Annotated in this window: 11 protein-coding genes and 1 pseudogene; 2 read left to right on the top strand and 10 right to left on the bottom strand. The window is 72.7% G+C overall.

All coding sequences use genetic code 11. The features are described from left to right. Positions 1-2: 2 nt before the first annotated feature. Positions 3-1853 (bottom strand): translational GTPase TypA, encoded by a 1851-nt coding sequence (gene typA, locus LO762_RS01745; RefSeq protein WP_230611853.1) that lies wholly within the window; start codon positions 1851-1853, stop codon positions 3-5. A gap of 232 nt (positions 1854-2085) precedes the next feature. Between typA and LO762_RS33295 the strand changes: the two genes are divergently transcribed. Beyond that, complete coding sequence (locus LO762_RS33295; RefSeq protein WP_230611851.1) at positions 2086-2973, top strand: C40 family peptidase; 888 nt, start codon at positions 2086-2088, stop codon at positions 2971-2973. Here the strand turns inward: LO762_RS33295 and LO762_RS01735 are convergent. From LO762_RS01735 to LO762_RS01705, 7 genes are read right to left on the bottom strand one after another with little or no spacing between them, the layout of a single operon-like run. Continuing rightward, positions 2970-3374 (bottom strand): (deoxy)nucleoside triphosphate pyrophosphohydrolase, encoded by a 405-nt coding sequence (locus tag LO762_RS01735; protein WP_230611849.1) that lies wholly within the window; start codon positions 3372-3374, stop codon positions 2970-2972. The two genes, LO762_RS33295 and LO762_RS01735, sit on opposite strands and share 4 nt — an antisense overlap. Before the next feature lie 21 nt (positions 3375-3395). Continuing rightward, positions 3396-4166 (bottom strand): SEC-C domain-containing protein, encoded by a 771-nt coding sequence (locus LO762_RS01730; RefSeq protein ID WP_230611847.1) that lies wholly within the window; start codon positions 4164-4166, stop codon positions 3396-3398. A gap of 52 nt (positions 4167-4218) precedes the next feature. Further along, the gene (locus LO762_RS01725) at positions 4219-5271 is read right to left on the bottom strand and encodes an NlpC/P60 family protein (RefSeq protein ID WP_230611845.1); all 1053 of its coding nucleotides are present in this window, start codon (positions 5269-5271) and stop codon (positions 4219-4221) included. Continuing rightward, positions 5268-5909, bottom strand: coding sequence for a hypothetical protein (locus LO762_RS01720; RefSeq protein ID WP_230611843.1), 642 nt, complete (start codon positions 5907-5909; stop codon positions 5268-5270). Before LO762_RS01720 ends, LO762_RS01725 begins: the two co-directional genes overlap by 4 nt. Before the next feature lie 7 nt (positions 5910-5916). Further along, complete coding sequence (locus LO762_RS01715) at positions 5917-8007, bottom strand: type IV secretion system protein (protein ID WP_230611841.1); 2091 nt, start codon at positions 8005-8007, stop codon at positions 5917-5919. Further along, positions 8004-10469, bottom strand: a complete 2466-nt coding sequence (locus LO762_RS01710; protein WP_230611839.1) for an ATP-binding protein — start codon at positions 10467-10469, stop codon at positions 8004-8006. The genes LO762_RS01715 and LO762_RS01710 overlap by 4 nt, the downstream gene beginning before the upstream one ends. Beyond that, positions 10466-11488, bottom strand: coding sequence for a hypothetical protein (locus LO762_RS01705; RefSeq protein ID WP_230611837.1), 1023 nt, complete (start codon positions 11486-11488; stop codon positions 10466-10468). The genes LO762_RS01710 and LO762_RS01705 overlap by 4 nt, the downstream gene beginning before the upstream one ends. A gap of 1903 nt (positions 11489-13391) precedes the next feature. Here LO762_RS01705 and LO762_RS01695 point away from each other — a divergent pair. Next, a complete protein-coding gene (locus LO762_RS01695; protein ID WP_230611835.1) occupies positions 13392-13904 on the top strand; it encodes a hypothetical protein in 513 nt (170 codons plus the stop codon). A gap of 1967 nt (positions 13905-15871) precedes the next feature. On the opposite strand, the pseudogene LO762_RS33830 reads toward LO762_RS01695, so the two are convergent. Next, positions 15872-16117: pseudogene (locus tag LO762_RS33830) on the bottom strand (conjugal transfer protein); the annotation flags it as partial. 49 nt (positions 16118-16166) lie between these two features. Continuing rightward, positions 16167-16451, bottom strand: a complete 285-nt coding sequence (locus LO762_RS01680; RefSeq protein WP_230612808.1) for a hypothetical protein — start codon at positions 16449-16451, stop codon at positions 16167-16169. Between the last annotated feature and the right edge of the window lie 8 nt (positions 16452-16459).

The raw sequence follows: 16459 nt of genomic DNA, 5'->3' as shown, positions 1-16459 counted from the left end.
TGCTATGCGCGCTTGGCCCGCGCCGCCTGGCGTTCGCGTTCCTTGGTGTCGAGGACGACCTTGCGGAGGCGGACGGCGGTCGGGGTGATCTCGACGCACTCGTCGTCGCGGATGAACTCCAGGGCCGCTTCCATGGAGAGCTTCTTCGGCGGGATGAGGCGGTCGAACTCCTCGGCCGTGGAGGAGCGGATGTTGGTCTTCTGCTTCTCCTTGGTGATGTTCACGCTCATGTCGTCGGCGCGCGAGTTCTCACCGATGATCATGCCTTCGTAGACCTCCTGCGACGGGTCGACGAAGAGGGTGCCGCGCTCCTGCAGGTTGAACATCGCGTAGGTGGTGGCGACGCCGGAGCGGTCGGAGACGAGCGAGCCGGTCGGGCGGGTGCGCAGCTCGCCGAACCAGGGCTCGTACTTCTCGAAGACCTGGTGGGCGATGCCGGTGCCGCGGGTCTCGGTGAGGAACTCGGTGCGGAAGCCGATGAGGCCGCGCGCGGGCACCAGGAACTCCATCCGGATCCAGCCGGTGCCGTGGTTGGTCATCTGCTCCATCCGGCCCTTGCGGACGGCGAGGAGCTGGGTGACGGCGCCGAGGTACTCCTCGGGGATGTCCACGGTGAGCCGCTCGACGGGCTCGTGCAGCTTGCCGTCGACCTGCCGGGTGACGACGCGGGGCTTGCCGAGGGTCAGCTCGTAGCCTTCGCGGCGCATGGTCTCCACCAGGATGGCGAGGGCGAGCTCGCCGCGGCCCTGGACCTCCCAGGCGTCGGGACGGTCGGTGGGCAGCACGCGCAGGGACACGTTGCCGATCAGCTCGCGGTCGAGCCGGTCCTTGACGAGCCGGGCGGTGACCTTGGTGCCCTTCTCCCGGCCGGACAGCGGGCCGGTGTTGGTGCCGAGCAGCATCGAGATCGCGGGCTCGTCGACGGTGATGAGCGGCAGCGGGCGCGGGTCCTCGGGGTCGGCGAGGGTCTCGCCGATCATGATGTCGGAGATGCCGGCGATGGCGATGATGTCGCCGGGGCCGGCGGACTCGGCGGGCTTGCGCTCCAGCGCCTCGGTCATGAGCAGTTCGGAGATCTTGACCCGCTCGACCGTGCCGTCGCCCCTGCACCAGGCGACCTGCTGGCCCTTCTTGATGGTGCCGTTGTGCACCCGGCACAGCGCGATGCGGCCGAGGTAGCTGGACGCGTCCAGGTTGGTGACGTGGGCCTGGAAGGGCGCGTCGGGGTCGTAGGACGGCGCGGGGATCGTCTCGCGGATGACCTGGAACAGCGGCTCCAGGTCCTCGTTGTCGGGCATCTCGCCGTTCTCGGGCTTGGCGAGGCTGGCCCGGCCGGCGCGGCCGGAGGCGTAGACGATCGGGAAGTCGATCTGGTCCTCGGTGGCGTCGAGGTCCATGAAGAGTTCGTAGACCTCGTCGATGACCTCGGTGATCCGGGCGTCGGGCCGGTCCACCTTGTTGATGACGAGGATCACCGGCATCTTGGCCGACAGCGCCTTGCGGAGCACGAACCGGGTCTGCGGGAGGGGGCCCTCGGAGGCGTCCACGAGCAGGACGACGCCGTCCACCATGGACAGGCCGCGCTCGACCTCGCCGCCGAAGTCGGCGTGGCCGGGGGTGTCGATGATGTTCAGGAGAAGGTCACCGTGGCGGACCGCGGTGTTCTTCGCCAGGATCGTGATGCCCTTCTCGCGTTCGAGGTCGTTGGAGTCCATGACCCGCTCGTCGACCGACTGGTTGTCGCGGAAGGCGCCGGACTGCCACAGCATGGCGTCGACGAGGGTGGTCTTGCCGTGGTCGACGTGGGCCACGATGGCCACGTTGCGCAGGTCGTCACGGGTGGCGATGGGCATGGAGGCACGCTCGGTTTCGTGTTGGATTCGCCGCATTGGAGAAGACCGGAAGATTCACGAGCCGGCGGCGGCAGAACAGCTGTACTCGTTGATTCTAGTGGGTCCGGGCGGGTGCCGGTCGGGTCACCCGCCCCCACTCGGCCCTATTCCCGATCTTTCGGGATATTTGTCATAGTTTGCCGGTTTTCGTAGTCTGCGCCCGTCCCGAGGTCAGCCGAGAGGAGAGACCCCCGTGAAGGGTGCCAGACGCACGCTGGCCGCCGCCGTGCTCGTCGGCGTCACCGCCCCCCTGTGCGCGTCGCCCGCCGCCGCCGCGCCCCCACCCGACGTCCTGCAGAAGCGCCTCGACGGCCTCCAGGACACGGTCGACGGGCTCGACCAGCGGCTCGCCGCCGAGGAGAAGGCACTCGTCGCCGCGCAGAGCGCCGCGTTCAGCGCGGCCGCCCAGGCCGACCTGCGCAAGGCGGCCCACGACGCGCTCGTCGCCGAGGTCGCGGCCGCGCCCCAGCCCGTCAACCTGCTCCAGGCCGCGTTCCTGCGGATCACCGGCTCCCCCACCGACGAGCTGGAGCAGCGCCGCGACGCCGCCGGAAACGTCGCCGCACGGGCCGCCGCCGACGCCGAGACCGCCCGCCTGGCCTTCCAGGACGCCGTCGACCGGGTCGGGCACACCCGCGACCTGCGGGCCCGCACGACCGCCCAGGTCCGCGACGTCAAGGACGACCTGCGCGACGCCTACACCTACCAGGGCGTCACCATCTGGGGCTCCGGCACCGCCGCCGTCGCCACCCGGGCCGCCCTCGACCAGCTCGGCGACCCCTACGTCTGGGCCGCGGCGGGCCCCGACTCCTTCGACTGCTCAGGGCTGGTCATCTGGGCCTGGGCACAGGCCGGACGCCCAGGGCTGCCGCACTACACCGGCGCCCTCTACGACCTCGGGACAAAGATCGCCAGGTCCGCGCTCAAGCCCGGCGACCTGGTGTTCTTCAACTCCGGACGCAGCCACATGGGCATCTACGTCGGCCAGGGCAGGTTCGTGCACGCCCCGTCGTCCGGCGACGTCGTGAAAATCACACAGCTGACCGACCGACGCGACTACAGCGGGGCGGTCCGGCTCTAGCGTCCGCGCAGCAGATACGGGCGGACGGCGTCGACCACGGGCAGGTCGCCGGGCAGCCAGGCGACGTCGTCCAGCTCGGACGGGCCGAGCCAGCGCAGGGCCATGTGCTCCAACGCGCTCGGCCTGCCCTCGATCAGCCGGGCCGTCCAGACCCGCAGCACGCCCGCCGGGCCGATCGGCCAGTCGGCGCCGATCCGGTCCACCAGCTTGACCGTCACGCCCAGTTCCTCGCGGCACTCGCGGATCAGCGCCGCCTCGTCCGCCTCGCCCGGATCGACCTTGCCGCCGGGCAGCTCCCAGCCCCCGGCCAGCGACGACGGCTCGGCGCGCTGCGCCGCGAGCAGCCGCCCGTCCTCGATGATCGCCGCGCCCACCACGACGGGACCGCCTACCTCAGCCAATCGCCTCTCCTCCTCCGGGACTCACACGGCGGGCCGTCCGCAGCACTTCTTGTACTTCGCGGCGGAACCGCACCAGCACGCGTCGTTGCGCTCCGGCGGCCACGGCACCAGCTCCCCCTCGGGAGTGACGATCCGCGCCGACAGGTCGGCCCGCATACCCCGCTCGATGTCCAGTTTGTCGGTACCGGGATAGACGAACCTGGGGCCCGCCGGGATCCGTTTGCCGGGAACCTCCTGCCCCGTCTGCGGCAGGTAGGCGCCGACGACCGCCTCCAACTGCGGATCCGTGCCGCCCAGCCGACGGAAGTGGCCGCGCAGGACGAGCACAAGATCCGGATCCCAGCCCTCCACCACACCCCGGCGCAGATCCTCGGCCAGCCAGCGGACGGCCGTCTCCCGGTCGCCCAGGTCGCCCGCGAGGACCAGCGTGTTCATCAGGCCCTCCAGCGGCTCGACCTGGCCGCGCAGCCGCTCCAACAGGCCGCGCGCGGTCTCGGCGTCGCCGTTCAGCGCGTGCAGGTGCGCGATCGCGCCGAGCTCCTCCAGGCGGGACGCCTCGTCCACCTCGATCAGCCGGTAGGCCGCCGCGATCGCCTCGTCGTAGCGGTTCAGCGCGGTGAGCTGGTCGATCAACTCGTCGAGGTACTCCGGCACCGCCTCGTCGCCCTTGGCCCTCGGATCGTCCAGGGCGCGCAGCAGCAGGTCGACGACAGCCTCGCGGCCGCCTACCTCGGCGGCCTCCTCAAGGGCGTCGTCGAGGTCGAGCGGGTGGAACAGGTCATCGGACAGCACCTGCCCCAGTCTGCCAGAGCCCGCGCCCCGTCCCGCGCCGCGACCGCGCGGGTCAGCCGAGCGCCTCGATCTGCGCGATGACCGCCGGGTTGGCCATCGGCCGGGTGAACCCGACGAGCGTGGAGATCCGGTACGGGAAGACACCGATCGCCGGACGGCAGGTGGCGCAGCGCGCGACGATCATCCTGTTGTCGCCGATGACCATGCCGACGTGCCCGGGACGCCCCGGCGCGGTGTTCGGGCCCGAGTTGAAGAACACAAAGTCGCCCGGCCGTTCCTCGCCGTCCTTCACCCGCCTGCCGAACGGCCACTGGTCGAACGTCACGCGCGGGACCGTCAGGCCGACCTGCTTGTAGGCCGTCTGGAGCAGACCGGAGCAGTCGAAGCCGTCCGGGCCGGTGCCGCCCCAGATGTAGGGCTTGCCACGCTGGGCGAGCGCAAAATCGATGATCCGCTTCACGAGGTCGTCGGTGTAGGGGGGAAGGCCGTCGGTCTCCTTGCAGTCGGGCAGGGCCGCCGCGTTGCCTACGACCTGGAACTCTCCCGCCGCGTACTTGTCCGCCCAGTCCAGGACCAGGTCCACGTAGTCCCAGCTGTGGTTGTACATGAACAGCGCGGTACGGATCCGCTCCGGCGCCTTGTTGTGCTTCAGATAGGCGGCCGCGCCAGGGATGGCGTCGCGGGGGTCGTACCTGTCCTTGTCGCCGTCGCCGTCGCCGTCGACGCCGAACGCGTCCCAGGTCGCCTTGAGGAACTGCATCGGGCCGCCCGCGCCCGCGTAGTTCTCGCCGCTGAGCACGCCGTCGGCCTGGAGGGTGCCGTGGATCGTCTCGACCCTTCCGACGCCCGCGAGCACGTTCCAGGGGATGCCGTACTCCTCGCCCGCCTTCTTGTACAGCTCCAGGTAGTCGGCCGGGATGCCCTTGGCGGCCTCGTCCTCCGACGGCTGGTTACCGGCGGTCGAGGTGTCCACGCAGTTGCCGTTGCCGCCCCCGCCGCCGAACAGGAACTGGGTGGCGCCGAAGAACGTCGGCACGACCAGCAGCGCGAAGAACAGCGCCGCGAACACACCGACCGCGGCCAGCGCCAGCAGCCTGCGCCTCACCTGACCTCACCGTCCTGGCCCTCGTCGGCCGGACCGAACGAGTACACCCGCCAGGCGCCGCCGTCGCCCTGCACCGTGACGGCCCAGGACTTCGACTCGGTCTTGTCGGTTCCGGCGGAGGCGACCTCCTGGATGCCGGTGACGACAAACGTCACCGAGGTCGCGCCGACCGTCCGGATCGCGTCGAGGGAGGCGCCGCCCGTCGCGACGGTCCGGTCGAGACGGCGCTGTTCGAGTACTCCGGCGCTGGAGGCGCCCGCGCGCAGGTCGTGGTACACCATGTCGTTCACCAGGGGGCGGAGCCGGTCCAGGTAGGTCTGCGGGTCCTCGTCGTGACGGTAGGTGCCGTAACGGCTCACGAACTGCTGGGCGACCGTCGCGGCCGTCGCGAAGTCCTTCCGGCCGAAGGGGAACAGCCGGTAGATGTCGAACGCGTCGGGGTCCACCTCGCCCGAGATGCCCGGCGGCGGGGTCGCCGGGACCGCGGGGGCGGCGGGCGGCGGCGTCGAGGGGCGCGCGGCCTGGCCCGTCCGCGACGTGTCGGGGCGCGGCCAGGCCAGCCAGAGCCCGAGGACGACCAGGGCCGCCGCGATCCCGGCGAAGACGAGGCGGCGCTGGCGGTCGTTGCTCAGATCCATGGCACGGTCAGTCGTCGTCGGTGGGCTTCAGCCAGAACGGGGCGGGCGGCTCGGTGTCGGCGACCCTGCGCGCCCACAGGGGCGGCGCCTGGTCGCGCGAGGGGGCGGGGGGCCTGGGCGCGGGCGGGCTCGCGCCGGGGGTGCGCGGCGCGGGCACGTCGCCGCTCCTGGGGGCGGGCCCGGTGCGCTCGCCCCACGACACCGGCTTGGCGGTGCCCGCCGAGGTGCCCGAGGGTGGGCGCTTCGGCGCGGTGGCGAGCTTGCGCGGGGCGGGCGGCTTGCCGCCTCCGCCGCCGGTGGCCGCCGGGGTCCTGCCGCCGCCTGAGCCCCGGCCACGGCCCGTGGTGACGGCACCGCCGCCACCTCCCGCAGCCGCTCCGCCGCCGCCTCCGGTGGAGCCGCCACCGGTGCGCCGCGTCGGCAGGTTGAGCGGCGGCGCGGTGTCGGGCGCGCGGCCGGAACCGGCGTCACCCGTGCGGGTCTTGGCGACGCCGCCGCCCGTCGTGCCCGGCTCGTCGCCGCCGATGCCCAGCGCGGGCGCGCCGCCCTCGCGGCGGACCAGCCGGGACAGCGCGGCGCCCGGCGCGGCCGCGCCCTGCGCCACCGTCAGCGTGTTCTTGCGGACCGTCGCTATCGACTTCTCCAACTCGTCCTGCGACCTGCCGCGCGACACCGCCGAGTAGCCGACCGACGCGAACAGATGCTGGAACGGCTTCCGATAGACGAACGCGGCACCCGTCACCAGCGCAAGCAGCATGATCTGCAGACCCCAGGGCAAGCCCTCGCCCAGGATCAACCCGTAGGCCCACAGCAGAAGCGCCAACACACCTATCAGAGCCGCCTGTTTGAGCAGCATCGACAGCAGCAGCTCCAACCATCTGACCGCGATCACCCTGCCGATGCCCGGATGGATGCCGATGCCCAGGAAGATCGGCCCCGCCACCAGCAGCAGCAGGAACGCGATCTTCACGATGATGAGCGTCACCGAGATGACGAGGATGAGCAGGCCCGCCACCAGCGCGGCGAACAGCGCGCCGAACGCGACGGCCAGCCGCGACGTCCACTGCTTGCCCTGGAAGACCGGGTAGACGCCCGCGTAGTTCTCCTTGATGTCCTTCGCGACCTCCTTGTACGCGTCGGCCTTGGCGCCGAAATCAGGCGCCGCCGTCCCGTACGTCTCAGGGAGGTCGACCGCTTGCGCGTACAGGAGGCGGTCGGCGTGCTTCTTGACGATCTCGGCTTCCGGGTCGGTGGTGCCGAACTCGCCCATCAGCCACGGCTTGCAGACCAGCGCGACCCACAGGCCGTTCGCGTTGCGGGTCGTCGCGTCCAGCCCGGACTGGTCGAGGGTCGGCTGGCCCTCCGGCGCCGGGATGCACGTCGTGCCCGCGTTGCTCTGCGGCAGCGCCGCGTTGAACGCCGCGCTCGTCGCGTTGGAGACCGTCGTGCCGAGCGTGGTGAAGTCGCCGGGGCGGGCGATCAGCCACATCAGGCCGACCATCGCCGCGACCATCCAGATCGTGCCCTCGGCCACCTTGGACGTGCGCTTGCGGACCAGGCCCCACCAGGCGAGCGTGATCGCGCCGAGGATGACGACGGGCGTCCAGTAGCGGGCGTTGAACGTCTCGCCGATGCCGGTGATGACGTCATCGACGGTGGTCTTCAACCAGCCGAGCAGGGACTCGGAAGCGGCCGACTGGTAGACGCTGATCGTGGTCCGGTCGATGGCGCGGACCAGCGTGAACACGGTGTTGGCCACGGAGTTGCCCATGAGCGCCATGGCGTCGCCGCAGCCCATGTCGACGGCGTACCACGTCTGGCCCGCGGTGCCGTAGCGGTCGTAGTAGGTGAGCTGCTCGGCCGGGGTCGCCTTCAGCTGCTCGGAGGGGTAGCCGGGTTGGTGGATGAGCCCGTCGGTGCCCGACGCGTAGGCCTCGGGGGCCGGTGCCGTCGCCGGGGCGCAGGCGTCGTTGGGATTGGTGCTCCACGGCGGCGTCGGCGCAGCGTTCGCCACCGGGCTGAACAACACGAACAAAGCCATGCAGAGCAGCAGCCACAGCGACCTGCGGCGGCCCGTTCCGCGACGGCGGAGCCTCATCCCGTGTTCTCCTCTGAGTCGGCCCCCGCCGTGATCGCCCCCGTCTTGGACAGCACCGGCTTCTGCCGGGTCGGGTTGGTGTCGAGCCAGCGCTGGAGTTCCTCGGAGATCAGATCCACGCCGATCCGGCCCGCCCGGCCGTCCAGATCCCGGAAAACGCACTCGCCGTTGCCGAGGTTGCGCAGCACCGCCATGTGCTCCTCGGACGCCTCCACGCCGAGCAGTGACATCACGTGCCCGACCTCCACCCGTTCGCTGGACCTGAACGAGAACACCGACGAGAGACAGTTCGTCACCTGTTCATTCAACAGGTCTCCGGCGTTCTGCGAAACCAAGATCAACGCAGTGTTGCGGGAGCGGCCCATGCGCGACACTTCCGGCACCAGCTTGGCGCCTTCGGGTGTCGATGTGATGGCCCACGCCTCGTCCAGGAAGATGGCCTTCGGCAGCCTCCGGTCGAGCCCGTGCATGAGCCTTCGGGCGAATTGGGACACGAGATACATGAGTGCCACCGAGAGGCGCTGCTCGTAGGAGTAGTCCTCGCGGCTGATCGTCACGTCCGGCAGCGTCAGGCCGCCCAGGGTGAAGACGGTCGTCCACCCCGCGGTGTCGATGCGCTCGCCGCCGGACGGGTCGAAGCACAGGGACGCAAGCCGCATTTCGGACATCGAGCGGAGCACGGCGCCGAGGTTCTTGGACGCCGGATCCTCCGCCGCCTCCAGGTAGTCCACGACCCTGCCGAGCGACGGCCGCTCACCGCTCGCGACCGCGCCGACCGCCTGGATCATCGCGGACTCGCGCTCCTCGGACATCCGCGGCAGCAGCAGCCTGAGCGTCTCGGTGGCCATGGTGCGCTTGGCGGCGAGGTCGTCGCCGAAGCTGAACGGGTCCAGGAGGCCCGGGGCGGCCGTGCCGAGGGGGAGGACCCGGGCCCGGCGGCCGCGGGCCTGCAGGAGCTGAACCAGGGCCTCGGCGTCGCCCTTGGGGTCGATGGCGGCGATCGTCACGCCGCGCAGCGCCATCTGGTAGAGCAGGAGCAGCGCGAGCGTGGTCTTGCCGCCGCCCGGCTCACCGGTGATGGCGACGGCCGTCGGACGGTTGCGGGCCGCCGCGACGAGCGGGTCGAAGTGCACGATGCTGCGCGCCCGGCCCAGCGTCTCGCCGACGTACGGGCCGGTCCAGCCGCCGCCGTTCTCGTCGGTGCGGTCGCCGAGGTCGACGGTCGCGACGGGCATGCCGCCCGCGATCGTGCGGAGCGGCTGGCGCTGCGCGTAGGCGTTGAGGCGCAGGCGGTCGCCCGGAAGCGACTCGTTGAACAGCGAGAACTGGTCGCCGGTGGAGTTGACGACGTCGATGCCGATGTCGCGGTAGTGCTCGACCACCGCGTCCACCCGCTGCACGAGGAGTTCCTCGGTCGGCGCGGTGACGATGAGCCGGTGCCACCCGTAGACGAACGGCAGCCTTTCCTTCGTGATGCCGTGCTCCAGCATCCGCGCCGCGTCGATCTGCTCCGCCAGCGCGATCGGCGCCTCCGCCCCGGCCTCGCGGATGTGCGCGTCCATGTCGCGGGCGTGCGCGAGCTTGCGGGAGACGTCCTTGGAGGCCATCGCCGGAGGGATCAGCCGCATCCTCGAACTGATCTCGACCGGGAAGGACAGCGAGTCGCTGTAGTGCAGCCAGGGCTCACCGTCCGGGAACGGCATGAGATCGGGGAACCGCGCGAACGACAGGTAGGCGGTGAAGGACTCGCCGCCCGGCTGCTCCATCCGCAGGTTCGACCTGCCGTTGTGGATGGCGCCCTCGATGAGCGCCTCGATCTCGCCCGCGCCCCACCGGCGCTTGGCCACCGCCGACGGAGGCGGATCGGCCAGCGACCCGGTGACGGCGTGCTGGAACAGCCACGCCACCTCCCGCGACGTCGCGTGCCTGGCCCGCAGCGCGCCGCCGCCGAGCGCCCGGCCGAGCCGCTCGGCCTGCTCCGTCCAGCGCTTGACCTCGCGCTCGTCGATCGCGTCGTCGGTGAGGCCGAGCGCCCGCTCCGACTTCCGGTAGAAGCCGAACAGGGTGCCGAGCGAGCCCTGGAGCTGCGCGCCGCGCTTCCCGAGCCGGACGCCCAGGTACACCTCCTTGGACCAGAAGTCCTTGGCCCAGACGTGCCCGTACATCTCCTCCAGGTACCCGCGCCAGCCCGCGCCGCCGTCGCTCGTCTTGTCGAGCTTCAGCGCCCACTCGGCGGCCGGGTAGGTGCGGTGCGCGATCCGCAGGTGCACCTCGGCGTCCTGCATCCGGATCGCGGCCAGCGCGATGGTGATGTTGGTGGCGAGCGACTCGCGTTCCTCGTTGGTGGTGAACTCGTAGCTGAACGTCGGCAGCCTGAAGTACGCCCACGCGGCCTGCTCGGCGAGCAGGATCCTGTCGTCGAAGTAGCGGACGGCCAGCCGGCTCGTCTTCGTCCGGCTCACTGCACCCTCTCCTGATCTGCATACCTGTCGTGGTAACGCTCGGGAAGAACCGTGAAGCCGCCCGCGACGACCGCCGTCAGCGCCAGGTAGGCCCTGCGGGTCGGCGGACGCAACGCCTTCAGCTCGTTGCGCGGGGCGCGGTCGAGGCTGAGGTGATCGTCCCACGGGATGCGCACCAGCGCGCGGCACTGCCCCCGCGCGACCTGTTCGGCCTGCTCCACGTCGGCCTGGCTGCGGCGGCTCACCCCGTTGATGACGGTGACGGCCCGGTGCCGCAGGTCGGTGTACCCGTGGCCGTCGAGCCACTCGAACGTCATCGCGACGGCCCGTGGCGCGTCGGCGCTGGCCGGTGCGACGAGCACGACCTGGTCGGCGTGCGGCAGCACCCGGCTCACGGCGCCCGCCGCCGCGTCGAGCAGGGTGACGCTGTAGAACCTGTCGAGCGTGCGGATGGCCTCGGCGTAGTCCCTGTCGTCGAGCGCGGTGACGGGGTACTTGCCGGGGGCGACGACGTCGAGGCCGGACTTGGCGCGGCTCGTGTACCGGCGGATCGCGCCCAGGCTGCCGATCTGCTCGGCGTTGGCGATGAGCGAGGTGAGCGTCTCGTCGGTGTCGATCCTGGTGCGGCGGGCGAGCGCGCCGGGGCCGGGGTTGACGTCGAGCGCGACGATCGGCTCGCCGCAGTACTGGGCGAACGTGTGGCCCATCATCAGGCTCGTCACGGTCTGCCCCGCGCCGCCGGTGCAGCCGAGCACCACGATGTGCCGCGTCCCCTGGAAGGGCCGCTGCAGCCGCTCCACGTAGTCCTGGTCGACGGGGTTGCCCCTGCCGAACAGCCTGCGCAGCCCGCCCCCGCCGGAGTCCTCCACCTGCTCGGGCGGCGTGATGGCCAGTTGCCTGTCCGGCGGCGCCTGCGGCTGCGGCACCGGCGTCGGCCGAGGCCGCACCGGCGACGCGGGCGACGACCGCACCTCCCGAGGCGGCTCCGCGTACCTCTCCGGCCGCTCCGGCGGCACCACACTGGGCGCCTCCGGCTTGACCGCCCGCCCCCTGACGGGCTCAGGCAGCCTGTCCTGCCCCCCCGGCCAAACCGACCGATCGGGACTCCTCCCCCCCGCGAACCCAACATTCCCCTCAACCGCCGTAATCCGCGGCCTCCCCACCCGCCCCCCAAAACTCCCCGGCCGCTCCCCGGGCCCCTCCCCCAACGCCCCCTCACCCTCAACACCCTCCCCAGCACCCCGACCCCTCTCCCCAGCACCAGCACCAGCACCAGCACCAGCACCAGCACCAGCACCAGCACCAGCACCAGCACCAGCACCAGTCTCATCCCTCCCAGCCCAGGCAACCGCCACATCCCCCGCAGCCCCAGAACCAGAGCCAACGGCCCCCCCAACCCCGTCCTCACCACGAACCACGCCTTCATCCCCCCAACCCGAACCAACGGCCCCCCCGGCAGTCGGCACCACCGGGCGCCCGGCCGCAGGAACACCAGCGGCCCGCGAACCAGCCCCCTCCCCAACACCGTCACCCCGAACCGGCACTCCGGAACGCCCGGCGTCGGGCACGCCAGCGGCCCGCGAACCAGCTCCGGCACCAGCACCCCGACCCGCCGCACCCGGCAGTCCAGGCACGCCGGCGCCGGAGGCGCCCGAGCCAGAAGCAACAGGCGGCAAAGCAGGACGCACCACGCCGGGCTCGTCAGCCCCCGGCTCCACACCAGGCCCAGGCCGAGCCCCGCCCTCGCCCACACGACCCGTGCCCGACTCAGCCGCAGCCGGCGCCGCCGGACGCTCCGCTCGGGCACCATCCCCCACGGGCCTACCAGAGCGTCCAGCGGCAAAGCCACCAGACGCCGACGAACCAGGATCCTCCAGCCCGGACGAGGCCGAACGCTCGCCAACGGCGCCACCACGAACCGGCACACCGGGCCACCCACGAGCACCGACGCCGGAGGCGTCCGAACCGGGACGCTCCGCCCCCGGAGCCACAGCCGGCGACGCCGGGCCGGACTCCAGCGAACCCTGCTCGACACCGGACTCAGCCCGGTCCCCGAGTCCACCCGCGCGACTCGGGTCCAACCCAGCAGCAACCGGAGCCACCGGGCCCCCGGTAGCGGCATCGTCGCCTATGGGCACGCCGGGGCGTCCAGGGGCGAAGGCACCCGAGGCTTGCGAACCGGGATGCTCCACGCTGGGAGTCGCGGCTGGCCGCGTGGCGCCGGGCCCGTGCGAAGCCTGCTCGACGCCGGGCTCACGGCGAGCCCCTGGTTCACCTGCGCGGCTCGGATCCAGCTCAGCCGCAGCCGGAGCTACCCGGCGCCCGGTCGCGGCGTCATCGCCGACGGGCATACCGGGACGCCCAGGAGCGAGGGCACCAGAGGCTTGTGAACCGGGGTCTTCCGGGCCGGGTGAGGCCGGGCGGCCGGGCGCGGCGTCGTCGCGGACGGGTGTGCCGGGACGTCGGGGGGCGTGGGAGCCGGGGCGCACCGGACCGGGGGCAGCGGGCGGCGGAGCGGGGCGGGCGGGGCCGGGCTCGTGGGAGACCTGCTCGACGCCGGGCTCACGGCGAGTCGCGTGTTCGCCCGTGTGGCCCGGGTCCGGCTCAGTGGCGGCTGGGGCTGCCGGGCGCTCGATTCCGGCGTCGTCGCCTATGGGCACGCCGGAGCGTCCGGGGGTGAAGGCGCCGGAGGGAGACGAACCGGGATCCGCCGGGCCGGGCGCGGCCGAACGGTCGGCTCCGGCGGGGGTGGTGGGGCGGGGGAAGGTGGGCAGGGTGGGGTGGGCCTGGGGGCGCGGGGTGGGGTTGTCCGGGGCCGGGGCAGGCGGCGGGACGGCGGGGGGCGGGACTTGGGCGCGGTGGGGGGTGGGCGGCGGAGGGGCGGGCTCGGCGAAGGGCAGGGGGGCGGGGCGGGGGCCGACCATGGGGATGTCGGGGGCGGTGGCCGGGGGCGGCGCGGACGGGCGCGACGGGGCGGGGACCGGGGGCCAGACCTGGTGGTCGGTGCGGTACGCGACCGAGTCGGCGGGCCGGACCTCGGATTCGGGCCGCCGCGTGCTCGCGGCGACGGGGATGTCGGTGCGCGTGGGCGCCACCGGCGCGACGGCCCCGGCCGGAAGCGCCTCGTCGGCGGTCTCCTCCCCGAACACCTCGCTCACGGGCGTGTCCCTGAGCACCTCGCTCACGGGCGCGTCCCTGAGCACCTCGTCGGCGGCCTCGTCCTGGAACACCGCGTTGGCGGTCTCCTGCCGGAACACCTCGCTCGCGGGCTCCTCCGGGAGCACCTCGTCGGCGGGCTTCCCCCCGAGCACCTCGTTCGCGGGCGCGTCACCGAACACGTCGGCGGCGGGCTCGTCCTCGAGTGCTCTGTTGGCGGGCTGCTTCGGAAGCGCTTCGTCGGCGGGGTACTGCTGGGGCGTTTTGTTGGCGGGCTGATTCGGGAGCGCCTCGTCGGCGGGGTCCTGCTGAAGTGTCTTGTCGGTGGGCTCTTGCTGGGGTGTCTCGGTCGGGGGGTGGTTGGTGGGGTGGGGGCGGCCGAGGGCGCCGAAGGCGGCGGGGACCTGCGGGATGTCGGGGGCGGTGGCCGGGGGCGGCCCTACCGGCGGGTGGTCGGCTTCCGTTTCCGGCTCGGGCCGTTCCACCGCACCGCCGTCCACGGCGCCGCCGACGACGTTGGCCGTGCCCTGCCGCACCTCAGAACGCTCCACAACGGCCCCCCCGGCCCCTGCCTCCGGCCCGGTCCGGCCCACGACCGCACCGGCCTCCGCCACCCATACGTCGTCCCGCCCAGGTTCCGCCCTGCGCGGGTCCTCCCACCCGGACGCCGAGACACCGCCTTCCGCGTCGTCACCCGACCCGGCGGCCCTCCCAAGCACGTCCTTCCGCTCACGCCCCACACCGCGCAGGTCTTCCCGGCCGGACGCCGGAACGCCGCCCTCCCCGTCGCCACCCAACACGGCAGGCGTATCGCGTACGTCCTCCCGCCCAGGCTCCACACCGCGCAGGTCTTCCCGGCCGGACGCCGGAACGCCGCCCTCCCCGTCGTCACCCAACAGGGCAGGCGTCACGCGCGTGTCTTTCCGTTCAGGCTCGGCACCGCGCAGGTCTTCCCGCCTCGACGCCGGAACATCGCCTTCCGCACCGGCGACCGGCCCGGCGGGGGTCGTGCCGGTCTCGACGGCCTGGGCGGACTCGGCTCCGGGCGCGGGCGTTTCCGCGCTGCCGCCGGATCCCGCGCGGCCCCTCGCCCGGAAGACCCACCGGGCCGGCTCCCACACTTCGCCGTCCGTGTCCGCACGCGACCCGACAGCGGACGCCTCCGACCCGCTACCGGTAGCCGAAGCCTCGGCAACGGGCTCATCCGCGCGGAAGCCCTCGCGCGCCCCGGGCGCATCGGCACCCGGCGTCTCCGGCCCGGCCCCGGAAGCCTCCCGCTCGTCGGCGGACGCGGAAGCCGCGCCCTCGGAAACGGGCCCGCCCGCGCGGAAACCCCCACGCCTCGCCCCGGTCACGACGGCACCCGGCACGGCCTCAGGCGACCCCGCCCTCGTGCCAGGAGCCACCGACTCGCTGACCGAGGCGGAAGCCACGTCCCCGGAAACGGGCTCACCCGCGCGGAGATCCCCACGCGTCGCCCTGGGCACGGCGGTACCCGGCGCGGCCTCAGGCGACCCCGGCCGCGTGCCAGGAGCCGGAGGCTCGCTGACGGGGGCGGAAGACGCGTCCTCGGAAACGAGCCCGCTGGCGTGGAGGCCCGCACGTGGTGCCGCAGGTGCGGCGGCACCCGGCACGGCCTCGGGCGGCGTCGGCCTCGCGCCGGGAACTTCCGGCTCGTTGACGGGGGCGGAAGACGCGTCCTCGGGAACGGGGCCGCTTGTGCGGAGGTCCCCGCGTGGTGCCGCGGGTGTGGCGGTGCGCGGCGCGGTCTGCGGCGGCGGCGTCGTGTCGGGGGGCTCTGGCTTGGTGACGGGGGTGGAAGACGCGTCCTCGGGAACGGGGTCGCTTGTGCGGAGGCTCCCGTGGGGTGCCGCGGGTGTGGCGGGGCCGGGCGTGGTCTCGGGGGGGTAGTCGCCGGGGAGGGGGGTGGGGGTGGTGTAGGAGGGGGAGGTGATGCGGGCGCGGACTCGGGCGACGGCCTCCTGGTGGGCGGTGGCGTAGTCGGGGGCGTGTTCGGCGGCGTACTCGGCGAGGGGCTGGGGGGTCGGGGAGGTGGCCGGGGTGGGGGCGGGGGCGGGCTGGCGGCGGGGCGTGACGACGCGTTCCAGGGCGGGGGCCGCCTGGTCCGGGGAGCGCCAGACGCGGGCCACGACGACGACGCGCTGCGGCTCGCGGAGCGGGGTGAGGCGGCACCAGGTGCGCGGCTCGGACAGGTAGCGCAGCTGCGACTGCAGCAGCTCGTTCAGGCGCTTGCCCTCGATGACGGGGCGGGTCGCGAGCCAGGCGACGAGGCCGGGCGGCACCAGGTACAGCACGTGCCAGGGCGCGCCGAAGGGCACGCCGAGTAGCTGGAGGAAGACGATCCACGGCAGGAACGACCCCGCGTACACGCCGATGGTGACCAGCGGCAACGGCATCGGCAGCCGCAGGTCGTACAGCTTGTACAGCCGCTTCTCGATGCTCCAGACGTTGGTGTACGTGGGCAGATCCATGCGCCGCTCCCCTCGCTGATCAGCCGCCCGGTGTGCTCCGACCCCTTCCCTAGTTCAGATCGACGCCCAGCGCCGTGGCTATGGCCTTGGCCGTCACTTCGATGATGTTCGGGACGTAGAAGATGATCCCGATCCCGATCGCCAGCAGGATGAACTGCGCGAACCGGGTGATCTCCCTGGTGAAGAGAAAGAACAGCGCGACGATCGAGACGACCACAAGGAACAGCGGACCAAAAAGGTTCCGCAGCCAGGTGGCCAGATCCTCGGTGTTCAGCCCGTCTTCGGGCGCTGCCAGCGTCTCCCAGGGGAGAGCCGCCGCCAGGTGGTGGAACAGCACTGCAA

Origin of the sequence: Actinocorallia sp. API 0066, assembly GCF_020991275.1 — a bacterium.
Taxonomy (GTDB): Bacteria; Actinomycetota; Actinomycetes; order Streptosporangiales; family Streptosporangiaceae; genus Actinocorallia.
This window is presented reverse-complemented; position numbering and strand designations above follow the sequence as displayed.

Bases quoted from the DNA above. Each gene is read 5' to 3' on its own strand.
- LO762_RS01715 (WP_230611841.1), bottom strand. From the start codon at position 8,007: ATGAGGCTCCGCCGTCGCGGAACGGGCCGCCGCAGGTCGCTGTGGCTG.
- LO762_RS01695 (WP_230611835.1), top strand. From the start codon at position 13,392: ATGGGGATGTCGGGGGCGGTGGCCGGGGGCGGCGCGGACGGGCGCGAC.
- LO762_RS01720 (WP_230611843.1), bottom strand. From the start codon at position 5,909: ATGGATCTGAGCAACGACCGCCAGCGCCGCCTCGTCTTCGCCGGGATC.
- typA (WP_230611853.1), bottom strand. From the start codon at position 1,853: ATGCCCATCGCCACCCGTGACGACCTGCGCAACGTGGCCATCGTGGCC.